This is a genomic window from Actinosynnema sp. NPDC059335 (genome assembly GCF_042752395.1).
Taxonomy (GTDB): Bacteria; Actinomycetota; Actinomycetes; order Mycobacteriales; family Pseudonocardiaceae; genus Actinosynnema.
On sequence record NZ_JBHYXZ010000032.1, the window covers coordinates 45454 to 67234 of the forward strand.

Genomic DNA, 21781 nt, shown 5'->3' on the forward strand with positions numbered 1-21781 from the left:
ATTCCGACGGCATCACCGCGGGGGGAATGTGACGCAGGAAGAAATCCGGACAGCCACCACGATCGCTCCGCTGTCCCCCGCCCAGCACGGCATCTGGTTCACCGAGCAATTTGCCGGACCGACCAGCCTCTACCACATCTCGTTCGCCCACCGGTTGCGCGGACCGCTCGACGCCGAAGCGCTCGACGCCGCGTTGACGGCGCTGGTCCGACGGCATGAACCATTGCGGACCCGGGTCGACCTGAGCACCGGCGAACCGCGACAGTCGGTGCTTTCCCCCGGGCCGGCATCCGCCAAACGGGTCGATTTGTCCACGCATCCCGAGGCCGAGGCCGCGGCCGCCCGGGAAAACGAAGATCACGTTCTGCGGCCTTTCCGGCTGGACGCCGAAGACCCGTTCCGGGTGCTCCTGCTGCGCATGGCCGAGGACCACCACATCCTCACGGTGGTGATCCACCACATCTGCGCGGACGGCCTGTCGCTGCCGGTGTTCAGCGCCGACCTGGCGGCGTTCTACCGCGGTGAGGAACTGCCGCCGCTGCCCGTCGGCTACACCGCGCACGTGCGGCGCGCGTTGGCCCGCCCACCCGACGCCGAGGCGCTGGCCCGGTGGCGGGAACGCCTGCGCGGCGCGCCGCCGCTCGCCCTGCCCACCGATCGGCCGCGGCCGCGGATCCGGTCGCCGCACGGCGCCCGCGTCGCGCTGACCGTGGACGCGGACCTGGTCCGACGCGCCCGGGACCACGCCCGGCGGCACGGCGCGACGTTGTTCATGGTGCTGCTGGCCAACTTCTTCGCGGTGCTGGCCCGGCGGTCCGGCGTCGGCGACCTCAGCGTCGGCGTGCCGCTGTCCGGGCGGGAGGGTCCGGACGAGGAGGCCATGATCGGCCTGTTCACCAACACCGTGGTGCTGCGGGTCGACCTGTCCGACCGGCCGTCGTTCGACGGGCTGCTGCGCCGGGTGCGGTCGACCGCGTTCGACGCCTACGACGACGGGCACGTGCCGTTCCAGCAGGTGGTGGAGGCGGTCTCGCCGCCGCGCGACCTGTCCCGCACGCCGTTGTTCCAGGTGGTGTTCACCGTGCAGGACTTCGCCGAGGACGACCTGCGGCTGCCCGGCGTGACCGCCACCCCCGTGCCGCTGCCCAGCCGGACCAGCGAGTTCGAGCTGGAACTGGAACTGGCGTGGGACGGCGAGGGCCTCGTGGGCTTCGTCGCGTACAGCACCGATCTGTTCGACCGCGCCACGGCCGCCGCGCTGGCCGAGGACTACCTGACCTCGCTGCACGAGCACCTGGGGGTACTCCGGTGAGCATCACCGCCGCACTGGCCCGCGTCGCCGCGGCGGCGCCGGACGCCCCCGCCCTGCTCGACCGCGACCGCGAGCTGACGTTCCGGCAGTTGATGGCCGAGGTGGCGCGGGTCGCGGCTGGTCTGGCCGCGCACGGCGTGCCCCGCGGGGCGCGGGTGGCCGTCCCGGCCGACCGGCACTGGACCACGATCGCCGGCGCGCTGGGCGTGCTGCACGCCGGGGCGGCCTACCTGCCCGTGTCGCCCGGCGACCCGGAGGACCGGGTGCGGTCGGTGCTGACCGCGGGCGGAGCCGTCGCCGTCCTCGGCCGGGGAGCCACCCTGGCCGCGCTGGGCCCCGCCCTCCGGGGCCTCGACGCCGTGCCGCTGCCGTTCGAGGGTTTCGCCGCCGTGCCGCTGCCGGCCGAGGGAGTCGCCGGCGTGCCACTGCCCGCCGAGCGAATCGCCGGCGTGCCACTGCTGTCCGGGGGTTCCGCCGGCGGGTCCGCCCCGGCCGAGGGTTCGGACGCCGTGCCGCTGCCCGCCGAAGCAATCGCCGGCGTGCCACTGCCGTCCGGGGATTCCGCCGGCGGGTCCGGTCCGGCCGTCTCACCGGACGACCTCGCGTACCTGATGTTCACCTCCGGGTCCACCGGCGTGCCGAAGGGCGTGCTGGTGCCGCACCGCGCCGTGCTGACCGCCGGCACGGCGCTGCGCGACCGGTACGGGATCACGCACGAGGACCGCGTGCTCAACCTGACCCCGCTCATCTGGGACACCAGCGGCGAGGAGGTCTACGCGACACTGTTCGGCGGCGCGGCCCTGGTGTGCGACGACCGCACGGCCGACCCGTCCATCGCCACGCTGCTCGACGTGGTCGAGGACCGCGGCGTCACGGTGGTCAACCTGGCCACCGCCCTGTGGAACGAACTCGTGGACCACCTGGTCACCACGGGCCGTCCGCTGCCGTCGAGCCTGCGCGTGGTCGTGATGGGCGGCGAGGAGGCCAGGGCCCGCACCGTGCGGCTGTGGTCCGAGCACGTCCCCGGGCACGTGCGCCTGATCAACGCCTACGGCCAGACCGAGACGGTCATGGTCACCCACGCCGCCGACGTCGGGGGCCTCGCCGGCCGGTCCCTGCGCGACACCGACGACGTGCCGATCGGCCACCCCCTGCCGCACATCCGGGAGATCCTGACCGACCGCGGCGACGGCACGGCGGAGCTGGCCGTCGGCGGCCCGACGGTCGCGTGGGGCTACCTGCACCGCCCCGACCTGACCGGCGAGCGCTTCGTGCCCGTGCCCGGCGGGCGGGCCTACCTCACGGGGGACGTCGTGCGCGTCCGCCCGGACGGCGGCCTGACCTTCCTCGGCCGGGCGGACCGCCAGCTGAAGATCCGCGGCGTGCGCGTCGAACCGGCCGAGGTGGAGCGGGCGATGACCGCGTGCCCCGGCGTGGCGACGGCGGCCGTCTTCGCCGTGGACGGCGAGCACCCGACCCTCGTCGGCGTCTACGTCCCGTCCGCGACGGACCCGGCCGACCCCGCCGACGTCCTGCGCGCCCTCGAAGCCCGCCTGCCCCGCGCGATGCTCCCCCACCACGTCCACCCCCGCCCGTCGCTGCCCCTCACGGCAACCGGCAAGGTCGACGTCAACGCCCTGCGCGCGACCTTCACCGCGCGGGCGCCCGCCCCTTCGGCCACCGCCGACGCGCCCGACGTCCTGGCCCAGGTGGAGGCCGCCTACCGCGAGGTCCTGGACGCCGACGCCGACGCCGATTCGTCGTACTTCGAACTGGGCGGCGACTCGCTGACCGCCGTCCGCCTGCTCTCGCGCCTGAACCAGCGCTTCGACGTGCGCCTGGGGGTGCGCGACGTCTTCGACCACCCGACCCCGCGCCTGCTGGCCGAAGTCGTGGAGGCGCGCACGCTCCCCTGACCCCGTGGGATCGCGCGGCCCGGCGGACCGGACGCCGCCCCGACCGCCGCCGGCGACCGCTGCTCACCCGGAACCGCCACCCGCTCGACCCGCGGCGGCCCCGGGATCCACTTCACCCGACGCGATTACCGCTCCGCCCGGGTAACGGCCGCAGTCGTCCTGCGACCGCGCCCGGTCGAGCGCGAAGGAGCGCGCGGGCTCGGCGACCTGGGCCACGAACAGCCGGGTGGCGGGCCCCGGATGTGGCCTGTTGCGCCGATCGGGTGGGATCACGGACGGACCGGGATCGGTCCGGTGAAGTGCGGTCGGCCGCCTCGGTGATCCGCGTAGCATCCGCTCAATGGGGTTCGAACGCGAGCGGCGACGCTGGCGCGTTCGGTTGTCCGACGACGTGGGGCGGGTCTTCGGCGCAGGCACAATGCTCGACGAGTGGCACCTGCTGACCTGCGCGCACGTGGTCGAGGGCATCGACGGGCCGCGGGGGAAGGTCGTGGTCGACTTCGTCGGCATGGCGGACGCGCCACCCGGTGTCGCGTCGGTCGTGGACGAGGGCTGGGTGCCGCCGACCGAGCACGAGCGGGGCGACATCGCCTTGTTGCGGCTGGAGAAGCCCGAACCCGCGGCGCACGGGGCGCCGCTGCACCGCATGCCGTTGCGCGACCACCAACTCGTCCGCGCCTATGGCTTCCCGTTCGGCGCCGAGGACGGCATGTGGACCCTCGCCCGTCTCGTCGGCGAGGGCGGACCGGCCGGTGAGTGGGTCCAGTTGCAGCGCACCGGCGAGGCGGAGCCGATCGGGCAGGGCTACAGCGGCACCGCGGTGCTCGACGAGGCGACCGGCTACGTCATCGGCATGGTCGTCAGCCGCTACACCGGCGACGGTGGCCGCGTGGGCTGGATGATCCCCGTCGAGACGATGCTGGGCCACCTGCCACGCCTGGCCGAGTGGGTCCCGGACGGCCCGGCGGTCGACGACAGCTTCGTCGACCACCGCACCGACGCGGTCGACGTGCCGTTCGCACGGGAACTCTCCCGGTGGTTCGCGACCGCCGGGGCCGGCGCGGTGTGGGTCGTGGTGACGGGCGAGTACGAGTCGGCGACGGCGCGCGCGTTGCGGCTGGTCGTGGCTTCCGCCGACCGGGAGCGGTCCGTGCGGCTGCCCGGCCTGCCCGAGGGGGTGGACGAGCGGCCGCGCGTCGGCAGCGTGGACCTCGCCGTGGACGCGTCGGGCAAGACCGCCGACGAGGTCCGGCGGCGCATCGAGGAGCGGTTCGCGGTCGGCGCCCCGGCCGGCCGCACCGTGGTGGTCGACGGGATCGACGACGCCGCCGAACCGGATCGGCTGGTCGAGGACGTGCTGTTCCCGCTCGCCGACCGCGCGGCGGAGCTGGGCGACCGGCTGGTCCTCGGGTTCCGGCGCGAGACTTCGCCGCAGGCCGGCGTCGTGCGGGCGACGTCCGGGGCGGGGACGTCGGCCGAACCCGGTTTCCCGGGCCGCCTCGCGGCCCTGGACAGGTCGGTCGCCGACCTCGCCGCGATCGAGGAGCACCAACTGGCCGTCGGACCCCGGTTCGCCGGTGTCGTCCTGCTGCCCCCGCGGGCGAGGCGCCTGCGCAGCGCGGTGAACCAGCTGCGGTCGGCGTGGACGGCGGGCGACACCGCGTGGGCCGAGCGGCACGCCGGGGGGTGCGAACGCGCGGTGACCGCGGCGCTCGACCAGGGCAGGCGGCACCGCGCCGCGCTGGACGAGCTGGTGGACCGGCGCGCCGCCTTGCGGGCCCGGCTCGACTCCTACGCCGAGATGGCGCGCGACCACGGCTTGGTCGAGGAGCGCGGGTTGGACGAGGCGTACGGCCGGGCGTGGCGGCTGCTCTACGACGGCCCGTGCGACATCGCGGCCGCCGGACGGGCGGTCGTCGACTACATGAACGCGGTGCGCCACGGGATCGGAGGTCGGTGATGACCGCGTGCGAACGTGACGGGTGCACCGGCACGCTCGCGCGGAGCGGGTACTGCCGCCGGTGCGGCCTCCCGCCGAAGACACCCGCCACGGCGTTCGTCGGCTCCCGGGGCCCGGCCGCCGGGCCGGCACGCCCCGACCCCGCCGGGGAACGCCCCACCCGGGTGACGAGCACGGCGGCCACCCGGCCGCCGCAGACCACCGGGCAGGGCAGCGGCGGCGCGCACGTGCCCTTGCCGGTGGTGGAGCTGCCCGAGCCGGACAGCCGCGTCCGGCCGCTCCCCGGTGTCGCGGAAGAGGAGCGGTTCTGCGGCAGGCAGGGCTGCGGCGCGGCCGTGGGCCGGTCGGTCGACGGCGGTCCGCCGCGCGACGAGGGGTTCTGCGGCGAGTGCGGCGCCCCGTTCTCGTTCAGGCCGAAGCTCGGCCCCGGCGACGTGGTGGCCGGGCGCTACGAGGTGCGCGGCTGCATCGCGCGCGGCGGGCTGGGGTTCGTGTACCTGGCGAAGGACGTCCGACTCGGTCAGCACGTGGCGCTCAAAGGGCTCATCGACGTCAACAACACCGCGGCCGTGCGGATCGCGGAGAACGAGAGCCAGGTCCTCATCGCGCTCGGGCACCCCAACATCGTGCGGATCCTCGATGTCGTCACGCACGACGACGCCCGCTACATCGTGATGGAGTTCGTCGACGGGCTGTCGCTGCGCGAGGTGAAGAACCGCGGCCGGGCGAGCCTCGGCCCCGAGCGGGGCATGCTGCTGGTCGAGCACGTCGTGGCCTACGGCCGCGAGATCCTCACCGCGCTGTCCTACCTGCACGGGCAGGGCCTGCTGTACTGCGACATGAAGCCGGACAACGTGATCCACGGCGACCGGCGGGTCAAGCTCATCGACTTCGGCGGCATCCGCCGCATCGGCGACCGGGAAAGCCCGTGGGTCATCACCGAGCACTACCAGTTCGGCACCGACGATCCGCGGGCCCGCCGGGCGGAAGTGCACGAGCGCGGGCTGACCGTGCGGTCGGACATCCACACGGTGGGGATGACCTTGCGGGAGCTGTACAACGCGAGCGACGGCTGGCGGCCCGGCACCGCGGAGCTCGCCGTCGACCCGGCGCACCCGGCCGCGTTCGGCATCGAGTCGTTCGTCCACGTCCTGCGGCGGGCCGTCGCGCCGTACGAGCGCCGCTTCGCCGGCGCCGACGAGATGCTGGTGCAGCTCGACGGCGTGCTCAACGAGATCCTGTCCTTGCGCGACGGCCGTTCCCGGCCGGCGTTCTCGACGCTGTTCGCGGAGCCGACCGCTCTGGTCGACGCCGGTCTGGGTGACGTGCCGTCGGTGCGCGACCTGATCGCGGACGACGTGTCGGCGCTCGTCCGCGGGCCCTCACCGCGGGAGATCGCCCTGGGGCTGCCGGCGCCGCGCGAGGACCCCGATGACGAGCAGGTCGCGTTCCTCCGCACGGTCCGGGCCCCCGACGCGGCCCGGCTGCTGAAGAAGCTCGCGCAGGCGGCGCCGTCGGTGGAGGTCGCGTTCCGCCGCTGCCGGGCGTTCCTGGAGGTGGCCGACGTGGCCGCGGCGACGGCGAGCGTGCGCGACGCCGTCCGGTTGCTCGGCGGGCGGGCCGCGCACGACTGGCGGGTCCGCTGGCACGAGGGGTTGGTCGAACTGGCCTCCGGCCGCGTGGCCGCGGCCGTCGGGAAGTTCACCTCCGTCCACCACGACATCCCGGGCGAGGAGACGCCGAAACTGGCGCTCGGGCTGTGCCTGGAACACCTCGACCAGGACGCCGGGCGCTACTACGGCGCGGTGTGGTTGCACCGCGCGCAGGTCAGCGCGGCGTTCGGGTTGGCCAGGGTCGCGCTGCGCGGTGGCGACCGGGCCGGCGCGGTCCGCGTGCTCGACCAGGTGCCCGAGTTCTCCCGCCACGACGAGGCCGCGCGGATCGCCGGTGTCCGGGTGCTCACCGGTCCGCTGCGCGGGTCCGGTGGCGAGGTGCTGTTGCCGGACCCCGACGACTTCGCCGAGGCCGAGGAGCGGATGTCGGCGCTGGGCGTGGACGACATCCGGGCCGACCGGCTGCGGGCCGCGGTGCTGGGCACGGCGCTGAAGTGCGTCGAGCACGACGTCACGCCGCCGGCCGGGGCGCTGCTGGGCGACCGGCCGACCGAACGCGCGCTGCGCGATCGCCTGGAGAAGACGTTGCGCCGTCTCGCGTGGCGGGCGTCGAGCAGGAAGGAGCACGACGTGTTGATCGACCTGGCCAACGAGCGACGCCCGATCACGTTGGTCTGATCCCAGCCGGGCACCGCAGAGGGGACGCCATGACCGGGGTGGAACTGGGCTTGACGGTGCACCAGAACAAGTTCCTGGCCCAGGGGGACACCGCGATGCACGCGGTGCTGACCGCCAGCGCACGAGGCGGCGCCGCCACGCCGCCGACCCGCTCGGCCGAGGTGCTGATGATCGACTGCTCCAGTTCGATGCGGCACCCGCACACGAAGATCGAGGAGGCGAAACGGGCGGCCGCCGCCGCGATCGCGGTGCTCCCCGACGGCGCGCTGTTCGGCGTCGTGCGGGGTGCGGAGGACGCGCGGGTCGTCTACCCGGCGCACGACGGCCTGGTCGTCGCGTCGGACGCGACGCGGCGGGCCGCGCAGCAGGCCGTCGCGCGCCTCGGCGCGTACGGCGGTACCGCGATGGGCACGTGGCTGGCCAAGACCAGGCTCCTGTTCGCCGCCCACCCGGACGCGGTGCGCCACGCCATCCTGCTGACCGACGGCAACAACGAGTCCGAGAGCCACCAGGCCCTGGTGGCCGAGCTGAACGCCTGCGAAGGCCGGTTCGTCTGCGACGCGCGCGGCATCGGGGAGGGCTGGGACCCCCGGGAGCTGGCCGAGATCGTCAAGGTGCTGCGCGGCGAGGCGGATTCCGTCGTGGAGGACCACCTGCTCGCGGCCGACTTCCGACGGCTGGTGGAGCGGGCGCTGACGAAGGTGCTGCCCGAGGTGCGGCTGCGCGTCGGCACCATGCCCTACAGCAGGGTGCGGTTCGTGACCCAGGTGATGCCCAACGAGTACGACCTGACCGACCGCGTCCGCCGGGAGGGCGACGACGAGCACGTGCTGTCGCTGGGCTCGTGGTCGGCCGACGAGTCGAAGGACTACCACCTGTGCCTCGACCTCGACCCGGACGCGCCGGCCAGCTACGACGTCGACCGCCAGCTGGCGTGGGCGGAGCTGGAGGCCGACGGCGCGGTCTCCGGGACGGTCGCCGTGGTCGGCCGCTGGACGCACGACCCGGTGCAGCCGACGATCGTCAACCCGGTGGTCAGCCGGTACCTGGCGCGGACCGAGCTGAACGCGGCGATGGCGGACGGCGGCGACGCCTACGGCGAGGGCCGGTTCGACGCGGCCGAGCGGGCTTGGGGCGAGGCCGTGCGGCTGGCCACCGAGCAGCACAACGACGAGTACCTGGCACGCCTGGCACGCATCGTGGAGATCCGCGACGCGCACACCGGTGACGTCCGGCTTCGTCCCGACGTCACGCGCAGCGCCGTCGGCAGCGTGCTCATCGCCCCGTCGGGCGTCGGCGGACCGCGCCGGCCCACCGCCGACCCGGTCTTCGCGTCGGGCCCCTGGCAGCCCTGCCCGCACTGCCGGGAGCCGAACAGGCCGGCCGCGAGGTTCTGCGAGAGCTGTGGCGGCCCGATGGCCGAGGTCGCGACGTGACGGCCCCGGAGAGCCCGCTCCCCGCGCACGTCGGCGGCGACGGGTCCACGTCCACCGAGGACGTGACGCGCGCCCCCGCGCACGTCCGCGGCGGCACGCGCACGTGGCTGCTGCGGCGGCTGTGGCTCCTGCTCGGCGCGGCGGCGCTGACGCTGGCGACCGCCCCGTGGGCGGTGTGGGTCGTGGTCGACACCGCCGGGACCGTCCGCGACCGGACGACCGAAGCGGTGCTGGAGACCGCCGCGGCCCGCCTCGCGCTGACCGCCGCCGACCGGGCGGTGATCACGTCCTTCGCGTCCGGGCACGCGGTGCTCACCGGGCCGGGGCAGGACTACACGAACCGGCTGGCCGCGGCCAACCAGAGCCTGGCCAAGGTCGCGGAGGCCAACCAGGCGGCGGCGGGCGCGGGCAGGCTCCAGGTCGTCGCCGGCCTGGTCGCGGCCTACGCGGGCGCGATCGGCCAGGCCGACGCCCACTACCGCGACCCGGAGGCGACCGGTCTGGGCGCGGCCGACCTGTGGTACGCGTCGCGCCTGCTGCACGCGCCCGGCGGCGTCCTGGAACAGTTGGAGACCCTGCAGGCCGACCAGCGGGCGGCGTTGGCGGAACAGCTTGACGACGGGACCCTGTGGCCGCGGCTGCTGTGGTCGCAGCCGGCCTCGCCGCTCCTGCCCGCCCTGTTCGGACTCGTGCTGCTGGTGGTGCAGTGGCAGTTCTTCAAGCGGTTCCGCCGGGTCTTGAACGTCTGGCTCGCCGCCGCCACCGTGCTCACCCTGTTCGTGGCGGTCGCCCTGGTGTTCACCGCCTTCCAGCGCCACCGGCTCGTCGAGGTCGGTGACCGGGTGGACACCGTGCTCGCCGCACGGGAGGCGGCCGTCTCCGCCGACGAAGCCGTCGGTCAACGGGCGTTGGCCGACCTGCTCTCCGGGCTGTGCGGCGCGCAGGGGTGCGGGCCCACGGTGGACGAGTTCCGGGCCGGGCTGCCCGCACCGGTCACCGAGGCGGACGCCGAGCGCGACACCGACGCCGAGGAGGTCACCGCCCAGACCGCGGCCGCCACGGAGTCCGGCGGGCGCGGCTGGCTCGTGCCGCTGGCGGCCGTGCTCGCGTTGGCGCTCGTCGTGACCGGCATGGCGCTCCGCCTCAACGAATACCGGTATCGAACATGAGAACCCGAGGGAGAGCCCGGGCACGGGTGGGGCGGCTCGTGCTGGCCGTCGCGCTGCTGGCGTCCGGCGCGTGCGCGACGACCGCGAGCGGCACGGTCACCGTGCTGGGGCCGTGGACCGGCTCCGAGGAGGACGCCTTCCGCGAGGTGCTCGACCGGTTCGAGACCGCCACCGGGATCGGCTACGAGTACCGGGGCACGCGTGCCGTCGACCAGGTGCTCGCCGCCGACGTCCAGCGCGACGCCGCGCCGGACGTGGCCGTCCTGCCCAACCCGAGCGTGTTGGCCGCGTATGCGCGGCAGGGCGAGCTGCACCCGTTGGACGAGGTGCTCGGCGACCGGAGCGGGTCGTACGGACCGCAGTGGTTGGCGCTGCAACGGGTGGGGCGGGACCGGCAGTACGCGGTGGCGGTCAAGGCCGACGTCAAGAGCACGATCTGGTACGCCACCGCGAACGCCGACTGGCCGACGCCGGTGACCTGGCAGGAACTCGTCGCGTTGAGCCGTCGGCTGGGCGCGGAGGGCCGCACGCCGTGGTGCCTGGGCATGGGATCCCCACCCGTGTCCGGCTGGCCGGGCACCGACTGGGTCGAGGACGTCCTGCTGCACTCCGCCGGGCCCGAGGTGTACCGGGAATGGGCCTCCGGTCGGCTCGCGTGGACGTCACCGCAGGTCCGCCAGGCGTGGCAGGCGTGGGGCGAACTCGTGGCGGCGCCCGGCGCGGTGCGAGGCGGCGCGCAGGCCGCGCTGCTCACGGACTTCGGCGACGCGGGGCGCGGGTTGTTCACGAACCCGCCCGGGTGCCTGCTCGAGTACCAGGCATCGTTCGCCATCGGCGGCTACCAGGCCGTGGAGCGCGAGGACGGCAGCACGCCGCGACCGGGGTCGGACTTCGACTTCTTCCCCTTCCCCGGTGGCCGGGTGTCGTCGGTGTCCGCCGACCTCGCGGGCATGTTCCACGACACCCCGGGGGCAAGGGCGCTCGTCAGGTTCCTCGCGTCCGACGAGGCGCAGCGCATCTGGCCGGAGCTGCGCGGCGGCAGCGTGTTCTCGGTGAACAAGACCGTCACCGACGTCTACGACGACGACATCGGCCGCCGGATCGTCCAGAGGCTCACGGCGGAACCGCTGTGCTTGGACGCGTCCGACCTGATGCCCGCGCGGATGACCGACGCGTTCTACCGCGCCGTGCTGGAGTACCTGCACGCCCCGGCGCGGTTGGACGCCCTGCTGGCCGACCTGGACGAGGTCCGGGCGAGCCTGGACGACCCGGAACAGTGGCTCGACGTCCCTTGCGGGCAGTGAGGAGCAGCGCGTGCAGGAGATGGCCCGGTTCGTCCTGGAGGACGGCGGCGGAGTCGTGGTGGAGGTCGACCCCGTCCCGCACACGACCCGCGTGTCGCGCCGCGACGACCTGATCGCCGACGCCAAGGTGTCGTTCGAGAAGGCGTTGGAGAGCATCCGCGACGCGGCGGCCGCGGCACTCGGCCAGTTGCGGTCGATGAGCCGGCAACCCGACGAGGTGGAGCTGAAGTTCGCCGTGAAGCTGTCCGCGACCGCCGGGGCGGTGATCGCGAAGACCGCGGTGGACGGCCAGTTCGAGGTCAAGCTGAAGTGGGTGCGCGACCCGACGGCCGTGCCCGCTCCGGAGGAGCCCGAGCCGCAACCGACGGAGCCCGATCGCGCCGGGTAACCCGAACGAGCGACAGCTCCCCGTGGCCATCTCGCATGGGGAGCCGCCGGCTCACGTTCACGGCGACACGCGGTGACGACGGCCGATCACAGCGAGGCGCGACGCTGCCCCGCTGTTGCCCGCACCGGGGTCGCCCAAGCGGTCGGTTGCTGCTCAGGGCCGGGGGTATCCGCGCGCCGTGGCCGGTCGGCGGGGTTAGTGGGATCGGCGAGGGGTAGCCCAGTCCACATCGGTCGCGTCCCGGGCCGTGCGCACCGGGGCGTTCGACCCGATCGGATGCGGAGGCTGCCCGTGGCGCGACCGGCACGCCTGGCCGGAAGGCGAGGCAGGCGGGAAGAGGTGCAGAGGCGGGCTCGGCGGCTGGGTTGGCTGAGCTTCGCCCTGGGCGTGGTGCAGCTCGCGGCGCCGGGCGCGGTGCGCCGGCTCGCCGGCGTGGACGATTCCGCGCGGTCGCGGGCGGTGGCGCCGGCCGTCGGAGCGCGGGAGCTCGTCCACGCGGCCGGGCTGCTGACGAGCCGGCGGAAGGGCGCCTGGGTGTGGACCAGGGTCGTGGGCGACGCGATGGACCTGACCGCGCTGGGAGTGGCCCTCGCCCACCGCGACGGGAGCCGCCGGCGGCGGCTGGTCGGGGTCACCGGCGCCGTCGCCGGCATCACGGCGCTGGACCTGCTGACCGCCGTACAGGCCACCCGACAGGCACGCACCGGCTCCGTGACGGCGGCGCGGGACGTGCGCGAAGGAGGACCCGTGGAGTTGACAGCAACGACAACCGTTCGCAAACCCCCGTCGGAGGTCTACGCGTTCTGGCGCGACCTGGAGAACCTCCCGACGTTCATGGCGCACCTCGAGCGGGTCCGCACCACCGGTGACCGGACGAGCCACTGGTCGGCAAGCGCGCCGTTCGGCAAGGACGTCGAGTGGGACGCGGAGATCACCGACGAGACGCCCGGCGAGAAGATCGTGTGGCGGTCGACCGGGGAAGCCACCGTGCCGAACGCCGGCACGGTCCGCTTCACGCCCGCCCCGGACGGTGTGAGCACCGAGGTGTTCGTCGTCCTGGTGTACGAGATCCCCGGCGGCGCGGTCGGCAAGGCGGTCGCCAGGTACTTCGGCGAGGAACCCCACCAGCAGCTCGACGACGACCTGCGCCGGTTCAAGCAGGTCGTGGAGACCGGCGAGGTGGTCCGCTCCGACGGCGCGCCGTGGGGCAAGAGGGCGCGCGAGGAGTTCCCGCAACGGCCGGCGCAACCGCTGTCGGATTCCGAGTTCGCGAAGGGGGCGGGCGGATGAGGGCGACCACCTGGGCGGGCCGCAACAAGGTCGAGGTCCGCGACGTGCCGGAGCCGAGGATCCTCAACAGCCGCGACGCCATCGTCCGGATCACCTCCACCGCGATCTGCGGCTCGGATTTGCACCTGGTCGACGGCTACGTGCCGACCATGCAGGACGGGGACGTCCTGGGGCACGAGTTCATGGGCGAGGTGGTCGAGGTCGGCCCGGGCGTCGCCCCGGACCGGCTGCGCGTCGGGGACCGGGTCGTCGTGCCGTTCCCGATCGCCTGCGGCGCGTGCGCCGCCTGCGCGGCCGAGCTGTACTCCTGCTGCGAGAACTCCAACCCCAACGCCGGGATCGCGGAGAAGATGTTCGGCCACCCGGTCGCCGGGATCTTCGGCTACTCCCACCTGACCGGCGGCTACGCGGGCGGTCAGGCGGAGTACGCGCGCGTGCCGTTCGCCGACGTGAACCCGCTGAAGATCGAGTCCGACCTGACCGACGAGCAGGTGCTGTTCCTGTCCGACATCCTGCCCACCGGCTACATGGGCGCCGAGATGTGCGACATCCGACCCAGCGACGTGGTGGCCGTCTGGGGCGCGGGCCCGGTCGGCCAGTTCGCCATGGACAGCGCCCGGCTCCTGGGCGCCGCGCAGGTCGTCGCCATCGACAAGGAGCCCTACCGGCTGGAACTGGCGGAACGGGCGGGCCACACGCCGGTGAACTTCGAGGAGGTCGACGTCCGCTCCCGGCTGCTGGAGCTGACCGGTGGGCGCGGCCCGGACAAGTGCATCGACGCGGTCGGCCTGGAGGCCACCCACGGCAGCGCGCACATCGCCGCCTACGACCGGATCAAGCAGGCCGTGCGGTCGGAGACCGAACGCCCGCACGCGTTGCGGCAGGCGATCCTGTCGTGCCGCAGCGGCGGCGTGGTCTCGGTGATCGGCGTGTACGGCGGCCTGCTGGACAAGTTCCCCGCCGGCGCGTGGATGAACCGGTCGCTGACCCTGCGCACCGGGCAGTGCCACGTGCAGCGCTACATGAAGCCGCTGCTGGACCGCATCGAACGCGGCGAGATCGACCCGACCCGGATCATCACCCACACCCTGCCGCTGGACGAGGCGGAACGCGGCTTCGACATCTTCAAGAACAAGCAGGACAACTGCGAGAAGGTCGTCCTCAAACCCTGACGACCACCCGGCGCCCGGCCACCGCGACGAGCGCCCGGCTGCGGGTGACCGCTCGGCCACGCCGGTTTCACGCTTTCGTGTCTCCCGCTGTGTGACGGCGAGTGCCGTGTGGACATCATCCTCAGTGGACCGTCGGTTTGGACGGTTTCCCCAGGGTATTCGGCTCTGAAGGGGCCGCCCGGACGGAGGGAGGCACCCGCGACGAGGAGGTAGTCGTGAAAGCAGTGGTGTACGAAGGGCCACGGCAGGTCAGCGTCAAGGACGTGCCGGACGCGCGGATCGAGCGACCGACCGACGTGCTGGTGCGGATCACGTCGGCGAACATCTGCGGCTCGGACCTGCACATGTACGAGGGGCGGACCGACTTCGAGACCGGCCGCTGGTTCGGGCACGAGAACCTGGGTCAGGTGGTCGAGGTCGGCGCCGGGGTCGACAAGGTGGAGGTGGGCGACTGGGTAGTCCTGCCGTTCAACATCTCCTGCGGGCACTGCAAGAACTGCGAGCGCCTGCTGACGAACTACTGCCTGACCGCCCAGCCCGAGCCGACGATGGCCGGCGCCGCGTACGGCTTCGCCGACATGGGCCCGTGGGCCGGCGGGCAGGCCGAGCTGTTGCGCGTGCCCTGGGGCGACTTCAACTGCCTGCGGCTGGGCGAGGACGCCGAGGAGCGCCAGACCGACTACGTGATGCTCGCCGACATCTTCCCGACCGGCTACCACGCCACCGAGATGGCCGGCGTGCAGCCCGGCGACCAGACGGTCGTCTACGGCGCGGGTCCGGTCGGGTTGATGGCCGCCCTCTCGGCGACCATCCGGGGGGCGAGCAAGGTGATGGTCGTCGACCGGCACGCCGACCGGCTGAGGCTGGCCGAGTCGATCGGCGCGATCGCCATCGACGACTCGAAGGTCGACCCGGTGCAGGCCGTGCTGGAGGAGACGATGGGTCTGGGCGCGGACAACGGCTGCGAGTGCGTCGGCTACCAGGCGCACGAGCCCGACGGCCGGGAGCAGGCCAACCTGACGATGAACCGGCTGGTCGCCTCGGTGCGCTTCACCGGGAAGATCGGCAACGTCGGCGTCTTCGTGCCCGAGGACCCCGGGGCCGGCGACGAGCTGGCCAAGCAGGGCAAACTCGCCTTCGACTACGGCATGTTCTGGTTCAAGGGCCAGCACATCGGCAGCGGCCAGGCCCCGGTCAAGAAGTACAACCGGCAGCTGCGCGACCTGATCGCCGCGGGCAAGGCCGAACCGTCGTTCATCGTCAGCCACGAGCTGCCCCTCGATCGCGCGCCGGATGCCTACGAGCACTTCGACAAGCGGGACGACGGCTGGACGAAGGTCGTCCTGCACCCGGCCGGGGCGGGTGTCTGACGTGGCCGGGGAGCTGGACGGACGTCGGATCGCCATCCTCGCCGCCGACGGGGTGGAGCGGGTCGAGCTGGAGCAGCCGCGGCAGGCGCTGGACGACGCGGGAGCCCGCACCGTCGTGGTCTCCATCGCCGGCGGCGAGATCCAGGCGCGCGACCACGACCTCGAAGACGCCGGCACCTTCGCGGTGGACCGGCTGGTCGGCGAGGTGTCGGTGGACGACTACGAGGCGCTGCTCCTGCCGGGCGGGACGGTGAACCCGGACAAGCTGCGGATGGAGCCCGCTGCGGTGCGGTTCGTCCGGGACTTCGTCCGGTCGGGCAAGCCGGTCGCCTCGATCTGCCACGGCCCGTGGAACTTCGTCGAGGCCGACGTCGCGCGCGGACGCCGGCTGACCTCGTGGCCGAGCGTCCGCACCGACCTGCGCAACGCCGGGGCCGAGGTGGTCGACGAGCCGGTCGTCACCGACGGCAACATCACCACGAGCCGGTCGCCCGACGACCTGCCGGCCTTCTGCGAGCGCATCGTGCAGGAGTTCGCCAAAGCGCCGTAAGCCTTCACCGCTGCCGATCGGGCGTGCCCTCGTCGATCCCCGAACGCGCGCCCGTCACCCACCCGCGCCGGCGCACCCCGGAGCCGGAGCCGGCCGCCTCCCGCACCGAGCTGCGCAACCGCGGAGCCGATCGGGTCGTGGTGAACTCGATCGGCAGGCCGTTCCCCCTTTGTGCGTCGACCTCGACCGATGCCGGCCGTAACGACGGGCCGCGGCTCGGCGACGACCTCCACGACAGGAGGAGGGGTATGGGGCGGCGTCTGCTGGTCGGGCTGCTGCTGGGCGGTGCGGTGTTGGGGTGGTTGGTTCCCTCCTACCTCGGTGCCGGGGGCGGCGACGAGTCGGCGAGTTGGAAGGCGGGCATCTTCTCGGCCTTGCTGTCCGTGCTGGCCCTGGTGATCGGACTGCCCGCGCGCAGGTCGGCCGTGGAGCGGGTCAGCACGCCGGCGCAACTCGACCAGGCCGAACGTGCGCTGCGGGCGTCGGTCCGGGCTTATCTGGACGAGGAGTTGCACCGCCGGGGGCTGGACGACGTGGTGATCCCGGTACGCCTGCGCACCGAGGACGGGGAGCGGTTGGTCGTGGCGGCGAGCGGCGAGTTGGTCGCGCCACTCGCGGTGGACGCCCGGCTGCTCCTCGTCGGTGAACCGGGGGCGGGCAAGACGACGGTCTGCCTGCTGTGGTGCCGGGCGCTGGCCCGCGACGACGGTCAGGCCGTGCCGGTCCTGGTGCCGGCGACGTCGTGGAGACCGGAGTACAAGACCCTGCGCCAGTGGGTGGCGGCCTGGGTGGCGGAGTCGGTCGGTGTGCTCGCCAACACCGCCGAGTACGGCGGCACGGCGGCATCGGGGCTGGTGGAGGACGGCCGTGTCCGGTGCGTGATCGACGGGTTGGACGAGCTTCCCGAGGCCCATCGCGGCGCGGTGCTGGACCTGCTGGCCGGCGCGGGCGCGAAGACGCCGTTCGTGCTGACCAGTCGCCCGGGTCCGTCGCGCAGACTGGCCGCGCGCACGTCGGGGATCCGCGGTCTGCGCCGAGTCGACCTGCTCCCCACCGTGCCGGCGGACGCGGTCGCCTACCTCGCCTCGTTCGACGGCCGCTGGCGGCACGTGGACACCGGCTCCTTGCGACGCCTGCTGTCCACCCCGCTCACCGTCTACCTGATGCGGCAGGTCTACCTCGACCGGAAGGCCGGTGGTGACGAACCCGTCGAGCGGGCGCTGTGGCGTGGTTTGGTGCCCTCGGTGTTCGAGGACCTGGCCGGGCAGGTCGCCCGCCGCTCGTCCGGCGCGCCGGGCCGGGCGTGGCCGGTCGAGTCGGCCGAGCGGTGGTTGTCGTTCCTGGCTCGGCGGTTGTCCGAACCGACCGGCGAACTGCGGTGGTGGAACTTCCGCGAGCGCGTGCCGAACCCCATGACGGCGCCGGCCGTGATCGTGGGCGCGGTCGGGGTGCAGACCTACGTGGCGCAGGCGCTCGTGCTGGGCGTCGACATGAGGTTCTTCGCCCTGCTGAAGTCCTTCCTGTACCCCGCGGTGGGGCTGATGCTGGCCTCCATGCTGCCCAACAAGCGGTTGTTCTACGTCGACGATCCGCGCGTGGACACCTCGGTGTCGCTGTCGTTCGCGGCCGGTGTTCTCGTCGGCGTGCTGGTGGGGACTTCCCAGGGCCCGGTGACCGGCATGGCGGCGGGGTTGTCCGCCGCGATCACCACGATCTTCTTCGGTGTGCGGGTGGTGGCGAGGCTCCGCTCGGTCAAGCGCACCTACACGCACCCGGCCGAGGCGGTGCGGACCGCGCGGTGGCATGCGCTGGTGTCCAGCGGCGCGGTGTTCTGCATGCTCTCCGTCGTGCTCCACCGACTGCTGCCGCAGGCGATCGTGTGGGATCGACCGCTGCTCCTCTCGGCCACGGCCACGCTCATCGCCGGGTGGTTGCTGTCGGCATCGGTGTGGGGCGGTTACCTGGGGGCGCGATTGACCTGCGCCTTCCGGGGCCAGTTGCCGTGGCGGTTGGGCGCGTTCCTCGACGACACGAGCCGGATCGGGCTGTTGCAGCGGGTCGGCGCGCACTACGCGTTCCGCCACGCGAGGTTGCGCGCGGTGCTCGTGGAGGACACGGCTCCGCGGGAAGCGGCGAAGCCCTCGCCGCTGTGAGGTCGGCCGGCGAGGTTCCCGTCCTGCGCTTCGCCCTGGAGGCCGTCCGGGGGCGGGACCGCGGCCCCGCCCTCCGCCGTTCAGCGCTCCCCGCCGCGGCACTCCCGCAGCTCGCGCCGCGCCCGCCGCCGGTCACGGCGACGCGACCCGCGGCGGAAGTGGAACCACTCCCGTCGGCCTGCCCTGGTCTCCCGACGGATCGGGTGCCGCTCGGAGCCGCCCCAGTGGCAGCCGGACGTGCGGTGGCTCGTCGACGCACTGTCGGGCGTGATCTCGTCGGGCAGCGTGCACACGCCGTGCCGGTGGTCGTGCACCGGCACGCAGGTGGTCATCGGCCGGTCGGCCATCCGGACCCACCACGGCCGGGTCCTGTCGGTCTTGCCCATCCGGTCACCTTTCGGCTCCGTGACGCCCCGGTGTGGGGCTGCCGCAAGAGCTGGTGCACCGTGATCACCTCCGACCGGGCGGGCGACGGGGCCGTGTTCGACCTCACCGCCCGACGTCACCGGAACCGGCGGGTCGGGTGGGGTCGCCGTGGCCCAGGGCCGTGCCGACCTCGGCCGCGACGGCCGCCATGCCGGCCGCGTTGGGGTGGAAGGACGCGGCGGTCCTGGCGAGGTTGCGGGTGAACGGCTGGAGCCACGGCTCGGGCGCGCCGAGGGCGTGGGTGCGGCTCGCCCGCGACACCGCGACGAGGTCGGCGCCGCTGCGGTCGGCGGCCAGCGCGCAGGCCGCTTCCAGGGCTTCCTGGACGGCGCGCAGGGCGGTGATCTCCTCCGGGGTGAAGGGGATGTCCGGGGCGGGTTCGGTGTGGGGCCCGATGACGGTCAGGTAGTCGACCAGCACGACCCGGGCGCGCGGGGCCCGGCGGCGGACCTCGTCGACCACCCGGGCGAGGCCGGCGGCGGTCCGGTCGACGTCGGCCGGGGTGGGCTCGGGGATGGTGGGGCCGTAGGTCGCCGTGAGCACGTCGGCCATCGGGCCGTCGGGTTCGACGCGGGTCCAGGCGGTGGTCAGCAGCGAGCCCGCGAAGCGCAGGTCGTTGCCGCCGGCGGTGACGGTGACCAGGTCCGCGGTCGCGGGGACGCCGTCGACCTGGGGCGGGAACTCCACGCCGGTCAGCGTCACCTGGGGTTCGTCCAGGATCGTGGCGACCGTCGCGCCGGAGACGGTCAGGTCCACCAGGTCCGCCCCCAGCGCGGCGGCCAGCAGGCTCGGGTAGTTGCGGCCGGAGCGGGCGGCGTTGGTGTCCACCAGCGGGGCGATGCCCGGACCGGCGGCGAAGGAGCTGCCCAGGGCGGCGTAGGTCATCCGGGACGTCACGCGCCGGATCCTCCCACGCGAGGGGCACCGTCCCTCCCGGCCACCACCGGTGAGCCGCCGAGGGGTGTCGGCCCGGCCCGTGCGGGTGGAGCGGCTAATGCCGGGGCTGCGGGCGACGACTACCCGTTCGTCCGCGTTGTCGCCCTGGGAGGGGTCCGGAAATGCTCAACTTATCGAAGATCGCGCCGAACGACCTGGTGTCGCTCAGCGGGTGGAGCGCCTACTGGATGCTCGGCACCGCGGAGACCCACGTGTCGGTCTACACGAAGAAGCTGGAGACCCAGCAGTGGCGGGTCATCCGGAACAACCAGGTGAAGCAGGGGCTGAAGACCCGGGTGTCCGACGTGCCGCCGCCCGACTTGTTCTTCGACGAGTTCCACGTGACCCTCAACGGGCTGCACCACTTCTACTCCGTCACCGGCCTCATCCTGTCGCGGGACGGTGAGACGCACGCCCGGCCGGAATCCGTGACCTGGGGGAAGGCCAACGCGATGGCCGCGAAGTTCCTGACCCTGGTCGGGGTGCCGACCACCGTGGAGTCGTTGGCCGCCCAGTTGACCGCGTTCACCGGGTACGCGCCGGTGCCGCCCCCGCAGGCCCAGCCCGTGCAGCCGGTGCAGGCCCAGCCCGTCCAACCCGCCCAGCCCGTCCAACCCGCGCTGTCGGGCAAGAGGTTCGTGAAGCAGCACGTCACGAGGTACACCGGCCCGGCCGTCGAGATGGAACTGGTCGAACCGACCGGCACGGTGCCGTTCGAGACCGAGGAGGTCGTCCTGTACGACGCGCTCGACGACGTGTTCAAGAGCTGACCCGGCGTCGGGCACGTCGGCCGAAGCGCGCCGCCCGTGCGGGTGGCTTCGCCGTTCAGGGCGTCGCGCTCGACCGACCGGGAGTGGCGCCGGGCGGCGACGACCCGGCTCCTCGTCGGGACCACCGCGCGGAACCCGCCGACCGGTCGCGGTGCTTCGACCGAGGGTCGCCGTTCCGGGCCGGTCACGCCCGCGGCCGGGTCCGGCCGATCAGGCGGCGCTCCGCGCGACGCGGCCGGACTCGCCCTCGACCCGCTGTCGGGAGTGCTCGTCTACTCGCTCGGCGGGACGGCGCGACGCGCGGTCACGCTCCCGGTCCCCCCTGTCGCGTCGAGCAGGTGGACCAGCACGCGCCGGGCCGCGTCGGCCGCGTCGGCGCCCGCCAGACCCGTCAGCCGGTCGTCCCACTGCCGACGTACCCGGCGGCTGTCCTCGATGAGCCGCCGGCCGCGGTCGGTGAGCCGGGCGCGGCGCACTCGGCTGTCGGCGGGGTCCGGCTCCCTCACGACGTAGTCGAGGCGTTCCAGTTCGACCAGGTGCTTGGAGGCCGCCTGCTGGGTGACCTCCAGGAGGTCGGCGAGCGGTGTGATCACCTCGATCGAGACCTTCGACTGCTACGAACCGTTCGACACCCGGCCGTGAGCCCGCGTGGCCGCGGGACGCGACGCACCCCACGCAGCCTCGACCGGGTGACGGGTCCAGGCGCGGACGGGTGGATCGGCGGCGAAGCCGCGTCCCGGGTCCCCGCGGGCGTTCCGGTCCAAGCGCGACAAGAGCGACCGTTCCGCCAAGGCCGATCACGACTTGCCGGTCGCCTCGCGTGCGTCGAGAGCGCATCGCTTGTGGACTTCGCGCACGGCGCGCACCGGCAGCCGGCGAGTGCGTTGTGGATGACGCGATGCGCACGACGTGGCGCGTAGCCGAAGGACTACGGTGAGTGCACCGAGGACGGTGTGACGGACGGCAATTTGATTCATTCCAGACAAGCCGCCTAGGGTCGGGCGTGTGACATCCGACTTCGAGGCGCAGTTGCGGTCGGTCTCCCTGCGCGTGACCCGGCCCCGGTTGGCCGTGCTCGCCGCGCTGCGCGACCACCCGCACGTCGACACCGAGACGGTGATCACGTTGGTCCGGGCCGACCTGCCGACGGTCTCCCACCAGGCCGTTTACGACGTGCTGCGGGCGTTGACCGACACCGGCCTGGTGCGGCGCATCCAGCCCGCAGGCGCGACGGCCCGCTACGAGTCCCGGGTCGGCGACAACCACCACCACGTCGTGTGCCGTTCCTGCGGCGCGATCGCGGACGTCGACTGCGCCGTCGGCCACAGCCCTTGTCTC

General features: G+C 73.6%; 18 protein-coding genes. 15 read left to right on the forward strand and 3 right to left on the reverse strand.

All coding sequences use genetic code 11. The annotated features are described in order from the left end of the window. Window positions 1–28 precede the first annotated feature (28 nt). From ACFXGA_RS12960 to ACFXGA_RS13020, 13 genes are all read left to right on the forward strand, one after another. On the forward strand, window positions 29–1312 hold the full coding sequence (locus ACFXGA_RS12960) for a condensation domain-containing protein (RefSeq protein WP_378087287.1): 1284 nt from the start codon (window positions 29–31) through the stop codon (window positions 1310–1312). Further along, window positions 1309–3228: an AMP-binding protein gene (locus tag ACFXGA_RS12965; RefSeq protein WP_378087289.1), complete on the forward strand. Its 1920-nt coding sequence runs from the start codon at window positions 1309–1311 to the stop codon at window positions 3226–3228. The genes ACFXGA_RS12960 and ACFXGA_RS12965 overlap by 4 nt, the downstream gene beginning before the upstream one ends. A gap of 340 nt (window positions 3229–3568) precedes the next feature. Further along, on the forward strand, window positions 3569–5188 hold the full coding sequence (locus ACFXGA_RS12970; RefSeq protein ID WP_378087291.1) for a trypsin-like peptidase domain-containing protein: 1620 nt from the start codon (window positions 3569–3571) through the stop codon (window positions 5186–5188). Between the two features lie 164 nt (window positions 5189–5352). Next, window positions 5353–7479, forward strand: coding sequence for a tetratricopeptide repeat protein (locus tag ACFXGA_RS12975; RefSeq protein ID WP_378087293.1), 2127 nt, complete (start codon window positions 5353–5355; stop codon window positions 7477–7479). Window positions 7480–7508: 29 nt separating this feature from the next. Beyond that, window positions 7509–8915 (forward strand): VWA domain-containing protein, encoded by a 1407-nt coding sequence (locus ACFXGA_RS12980; protein ID WP_378087295.1) that lies wholly within the window; start codon window positions 7509–7511, stop codon window positions 8913–8915. Next, window positions 8912–10084, forward strand: coding sequence for a hypothetical protein (locus ACFXGA_RS12985; protein WP_378087296.1), 1173 nt, complete (start codon window positions 8912–8914; stop codon window positions 10082–10084). The genes ACFXGA_RS12980 and ACFXGA_RS12985 overlap by 4 nt, the downstream gene beginning before the upstream one ends. A gap of 26 nt (window positions 10085–10110) precedes the next feature. After that, window positions 10111–11388, forward strand: a complete 1278-nt coding sequence (locus ACFXGA_RS12990; RefSeq protein ID WP_378087298.1) for an ABC transporter substrate-binding protein — start codon at window positions 10111–10113, stop codon at window positions 11386–11388. Window positions 11389–11407: 19 nt separating this feature from the next. Further along, window positions 11408–11776 (forward strand): CU044_2847 family protein, encoded by a 369-nt coding sequence (locus ACFXGA_RS12995; protein ID WP_378087322.1) that lies wholly within the window; start codon window positions 11408–11410, stop codon window positions 11774–11776. Window positions 11777–12115: 339 nt separating this feature from the next. Next, window positions 12116–13066: an SRPBCC family protein gene (locus ACFXGA_RS13000; protein WP_378087300.1), complete on the forward strand. Its 951-nt coding sequence runs from the start codon at window positions 12116–12118 to the stop codon at window positions 13064–13066. Continuing rightward, a complete protein-coding gene (locus ACFXGA_RS13005; RefSeq protein WP_378087302.1) occupies window positions 13063–14238 on the forward strand; it encodes a zinc-dependent alcohol dehydrogenase in 1176 nt (391 codons plus the stop codon). The genes ACFXGA_RS13000 and ACFXGA_RS13005 overlap by 4 nt, the downstream gene beginning before the upstream one ends. A 215-nt stretch (window positions 14239–14453) precedes the next feature. After that, on the forward strand, window positions 14454–15608 hold the full coding sequence (locus tag ACFXGA_RS13010; protein WP_378087304.1) for a glutathione-independent formaldehyde dehydrogenase: 1155 nt from the start codon (window positions 14454–14456) through the stop codon (window positions 15606–15608). Window position 15609: 1 nt separating this feature from the next. Then, on the forward strand, window positions 15610–16158 hold the full coding sequence (locus ACFXGA_RS13015; RefSeq protein ID WP_378087306.1) for a type 1 glutamine amidotransferase domain-containing protein: 549 nt from the start codon (window positions 15610–15612) through the stop codon (window positions 16156–16158). Between the two features lie 248 nt (window positions 16159–16406). Next, window positions 16407–18311 carry a hypothetical protein gene (locus ACFXGA_RS13020; protein WP_378087308.1) on the forward strand — a complete coding sequence of 635 codons (1905 nt, stop codon included), beginning with the start codon at window positions 16407–16409 and terminating at the stop codon, window positions 18309–18311. A gap of 80 nt (window positions 18312–18391) precedes the next feature. Here the strand turns inward: ACFXGA_RS13020 and ACFXGA_RS13025 are convergent, their stop codons facing one another. Together ACFXGA_RS13025 and ACFXGA_RS13030 are read right to left on the reverse strand one after the other, a co-directional pair. Next, on the reverse strand, window positions 18392–18697 hold the full coding sequence (locus tag ACFXGA_RS13025) for a hypothetical protein (protein ID WP_378087310.1): 306 nt from the start codon (window positions 18695–18697) through the stop codon (window positions 18392–18394). Between the two features lie 103 nt (window positions 18698–18800). Next, window positions 18801–19634, reverse strand: a complete 834-nt coding sequence (locus ACFXGA_RS13030; RefSeq protein ID WP_378087312.1) for a GDSL-type esterase/lipase family protein — start codon at window positions 19632–19634, stop codon at window positions 18801–18803. A 161-nt stretch (window positions 19635–19795) separates the two neighbouring features. Between ACFXGA_RS13030 and ACFXGA_RS13035 the strand changes: the two genes are divergently transcribed. Continuing rightward, complete coding sequence (locus ACFXGA_RS13035; RefSeq protein ID WP_378087314.1) at window positions 19796–20443, forward strand: hypothetical protein; 648 nt, start codon at window positions 19796–19798, stop codon at window positions 20441–20443. Between the two features lie 272 nt (window positions 20444–20715). Here the strand turns inward: ACFXGA_RS13035 and ACFXGA_RS13040 are convergent, their stop codons facing one another. Then, window positions 20716–21036: a MarR family transcriptional regulator gene (locus tag ACFXGA_RS13040; RefSeq protein WP_378087316.1), complete on the reverse strand. Its 321-nt coding sequence runs from the start codon at window positions 21034–21036 to the stop codon at window positions 20716–20718. 412 nt (window positions 21037–21448) lie between these two features. On the opposite strand from ACFXGA_RS13040, the gene ACFXGA_RS13045 reads away from it, so the two are divergent. Beyond that, on the forward strand, window positions 21449–21781 hold a 333-nt coding region (locus ACFXGA_RS13045; RefSeq protein ID WP_378087318.1), incomplete at its 3' end, for a Fur family transcriptional regulator.

What these genes read in the sequence shown, in the direction of transcription:
- ACFXGA_RS12970 (WP_378087291.1), top strand. Translation starts at nt 3,569, where the DNA reads ATGGGGTTCGAACGCGAGCGGCGACGCTGGCGCGTTCGGTTGTCCGAC.
- ACFXGA_RS12980 (WP_378087295.1), top strand. Translation starts at nt 7,509, where the DNA reads ATGACCGGGGTGGAACTGGGCTTGACGGTGCACCAGAACAAGTTCCTG.
- ACFXGA_RS12995 (WP_378087322.1), top strand. Translation starts at nt 11,408, where the DNA reads ATGGCCCGGTTCGTCCTGGAGGACGGCGGCGGAGTCGTGGTGGAGGTC.
- ACFXGA_RS13005 (WP_378087302.1), top strand. Translation starts at nt 13,063, where the DNA reads ATGAGGGCGACCACCTGGGCGGGCCGCAACAAGGTCGAGGTCCGCGAC.
- ACFXGA_RS13020 (WP_378087308.1), top strand. Translation starts at nt 16,407, where the DNA reads ATGGGGCGGCGTCTGCTGGTCGGGCTGCTGCTGGGCGGTGCGGTGTTG.
- ACFXGA_RS13025 (WP_378087310.1), bottom strand. Translation starts at nt 18,697, where the DNA reads ATGGGCAAGACCGACAGGACCCGGCCGTGGTGGGTCCGGATGGCCGAC.
- ACFXGA_RS13035 (WP_378087314.1), top strand. Translation starts at nt 19,796, where the DNA reads ATGCTCAACTTATCGAAGATCGCGCCGAACGACCTGGTGTCGCTCAGC.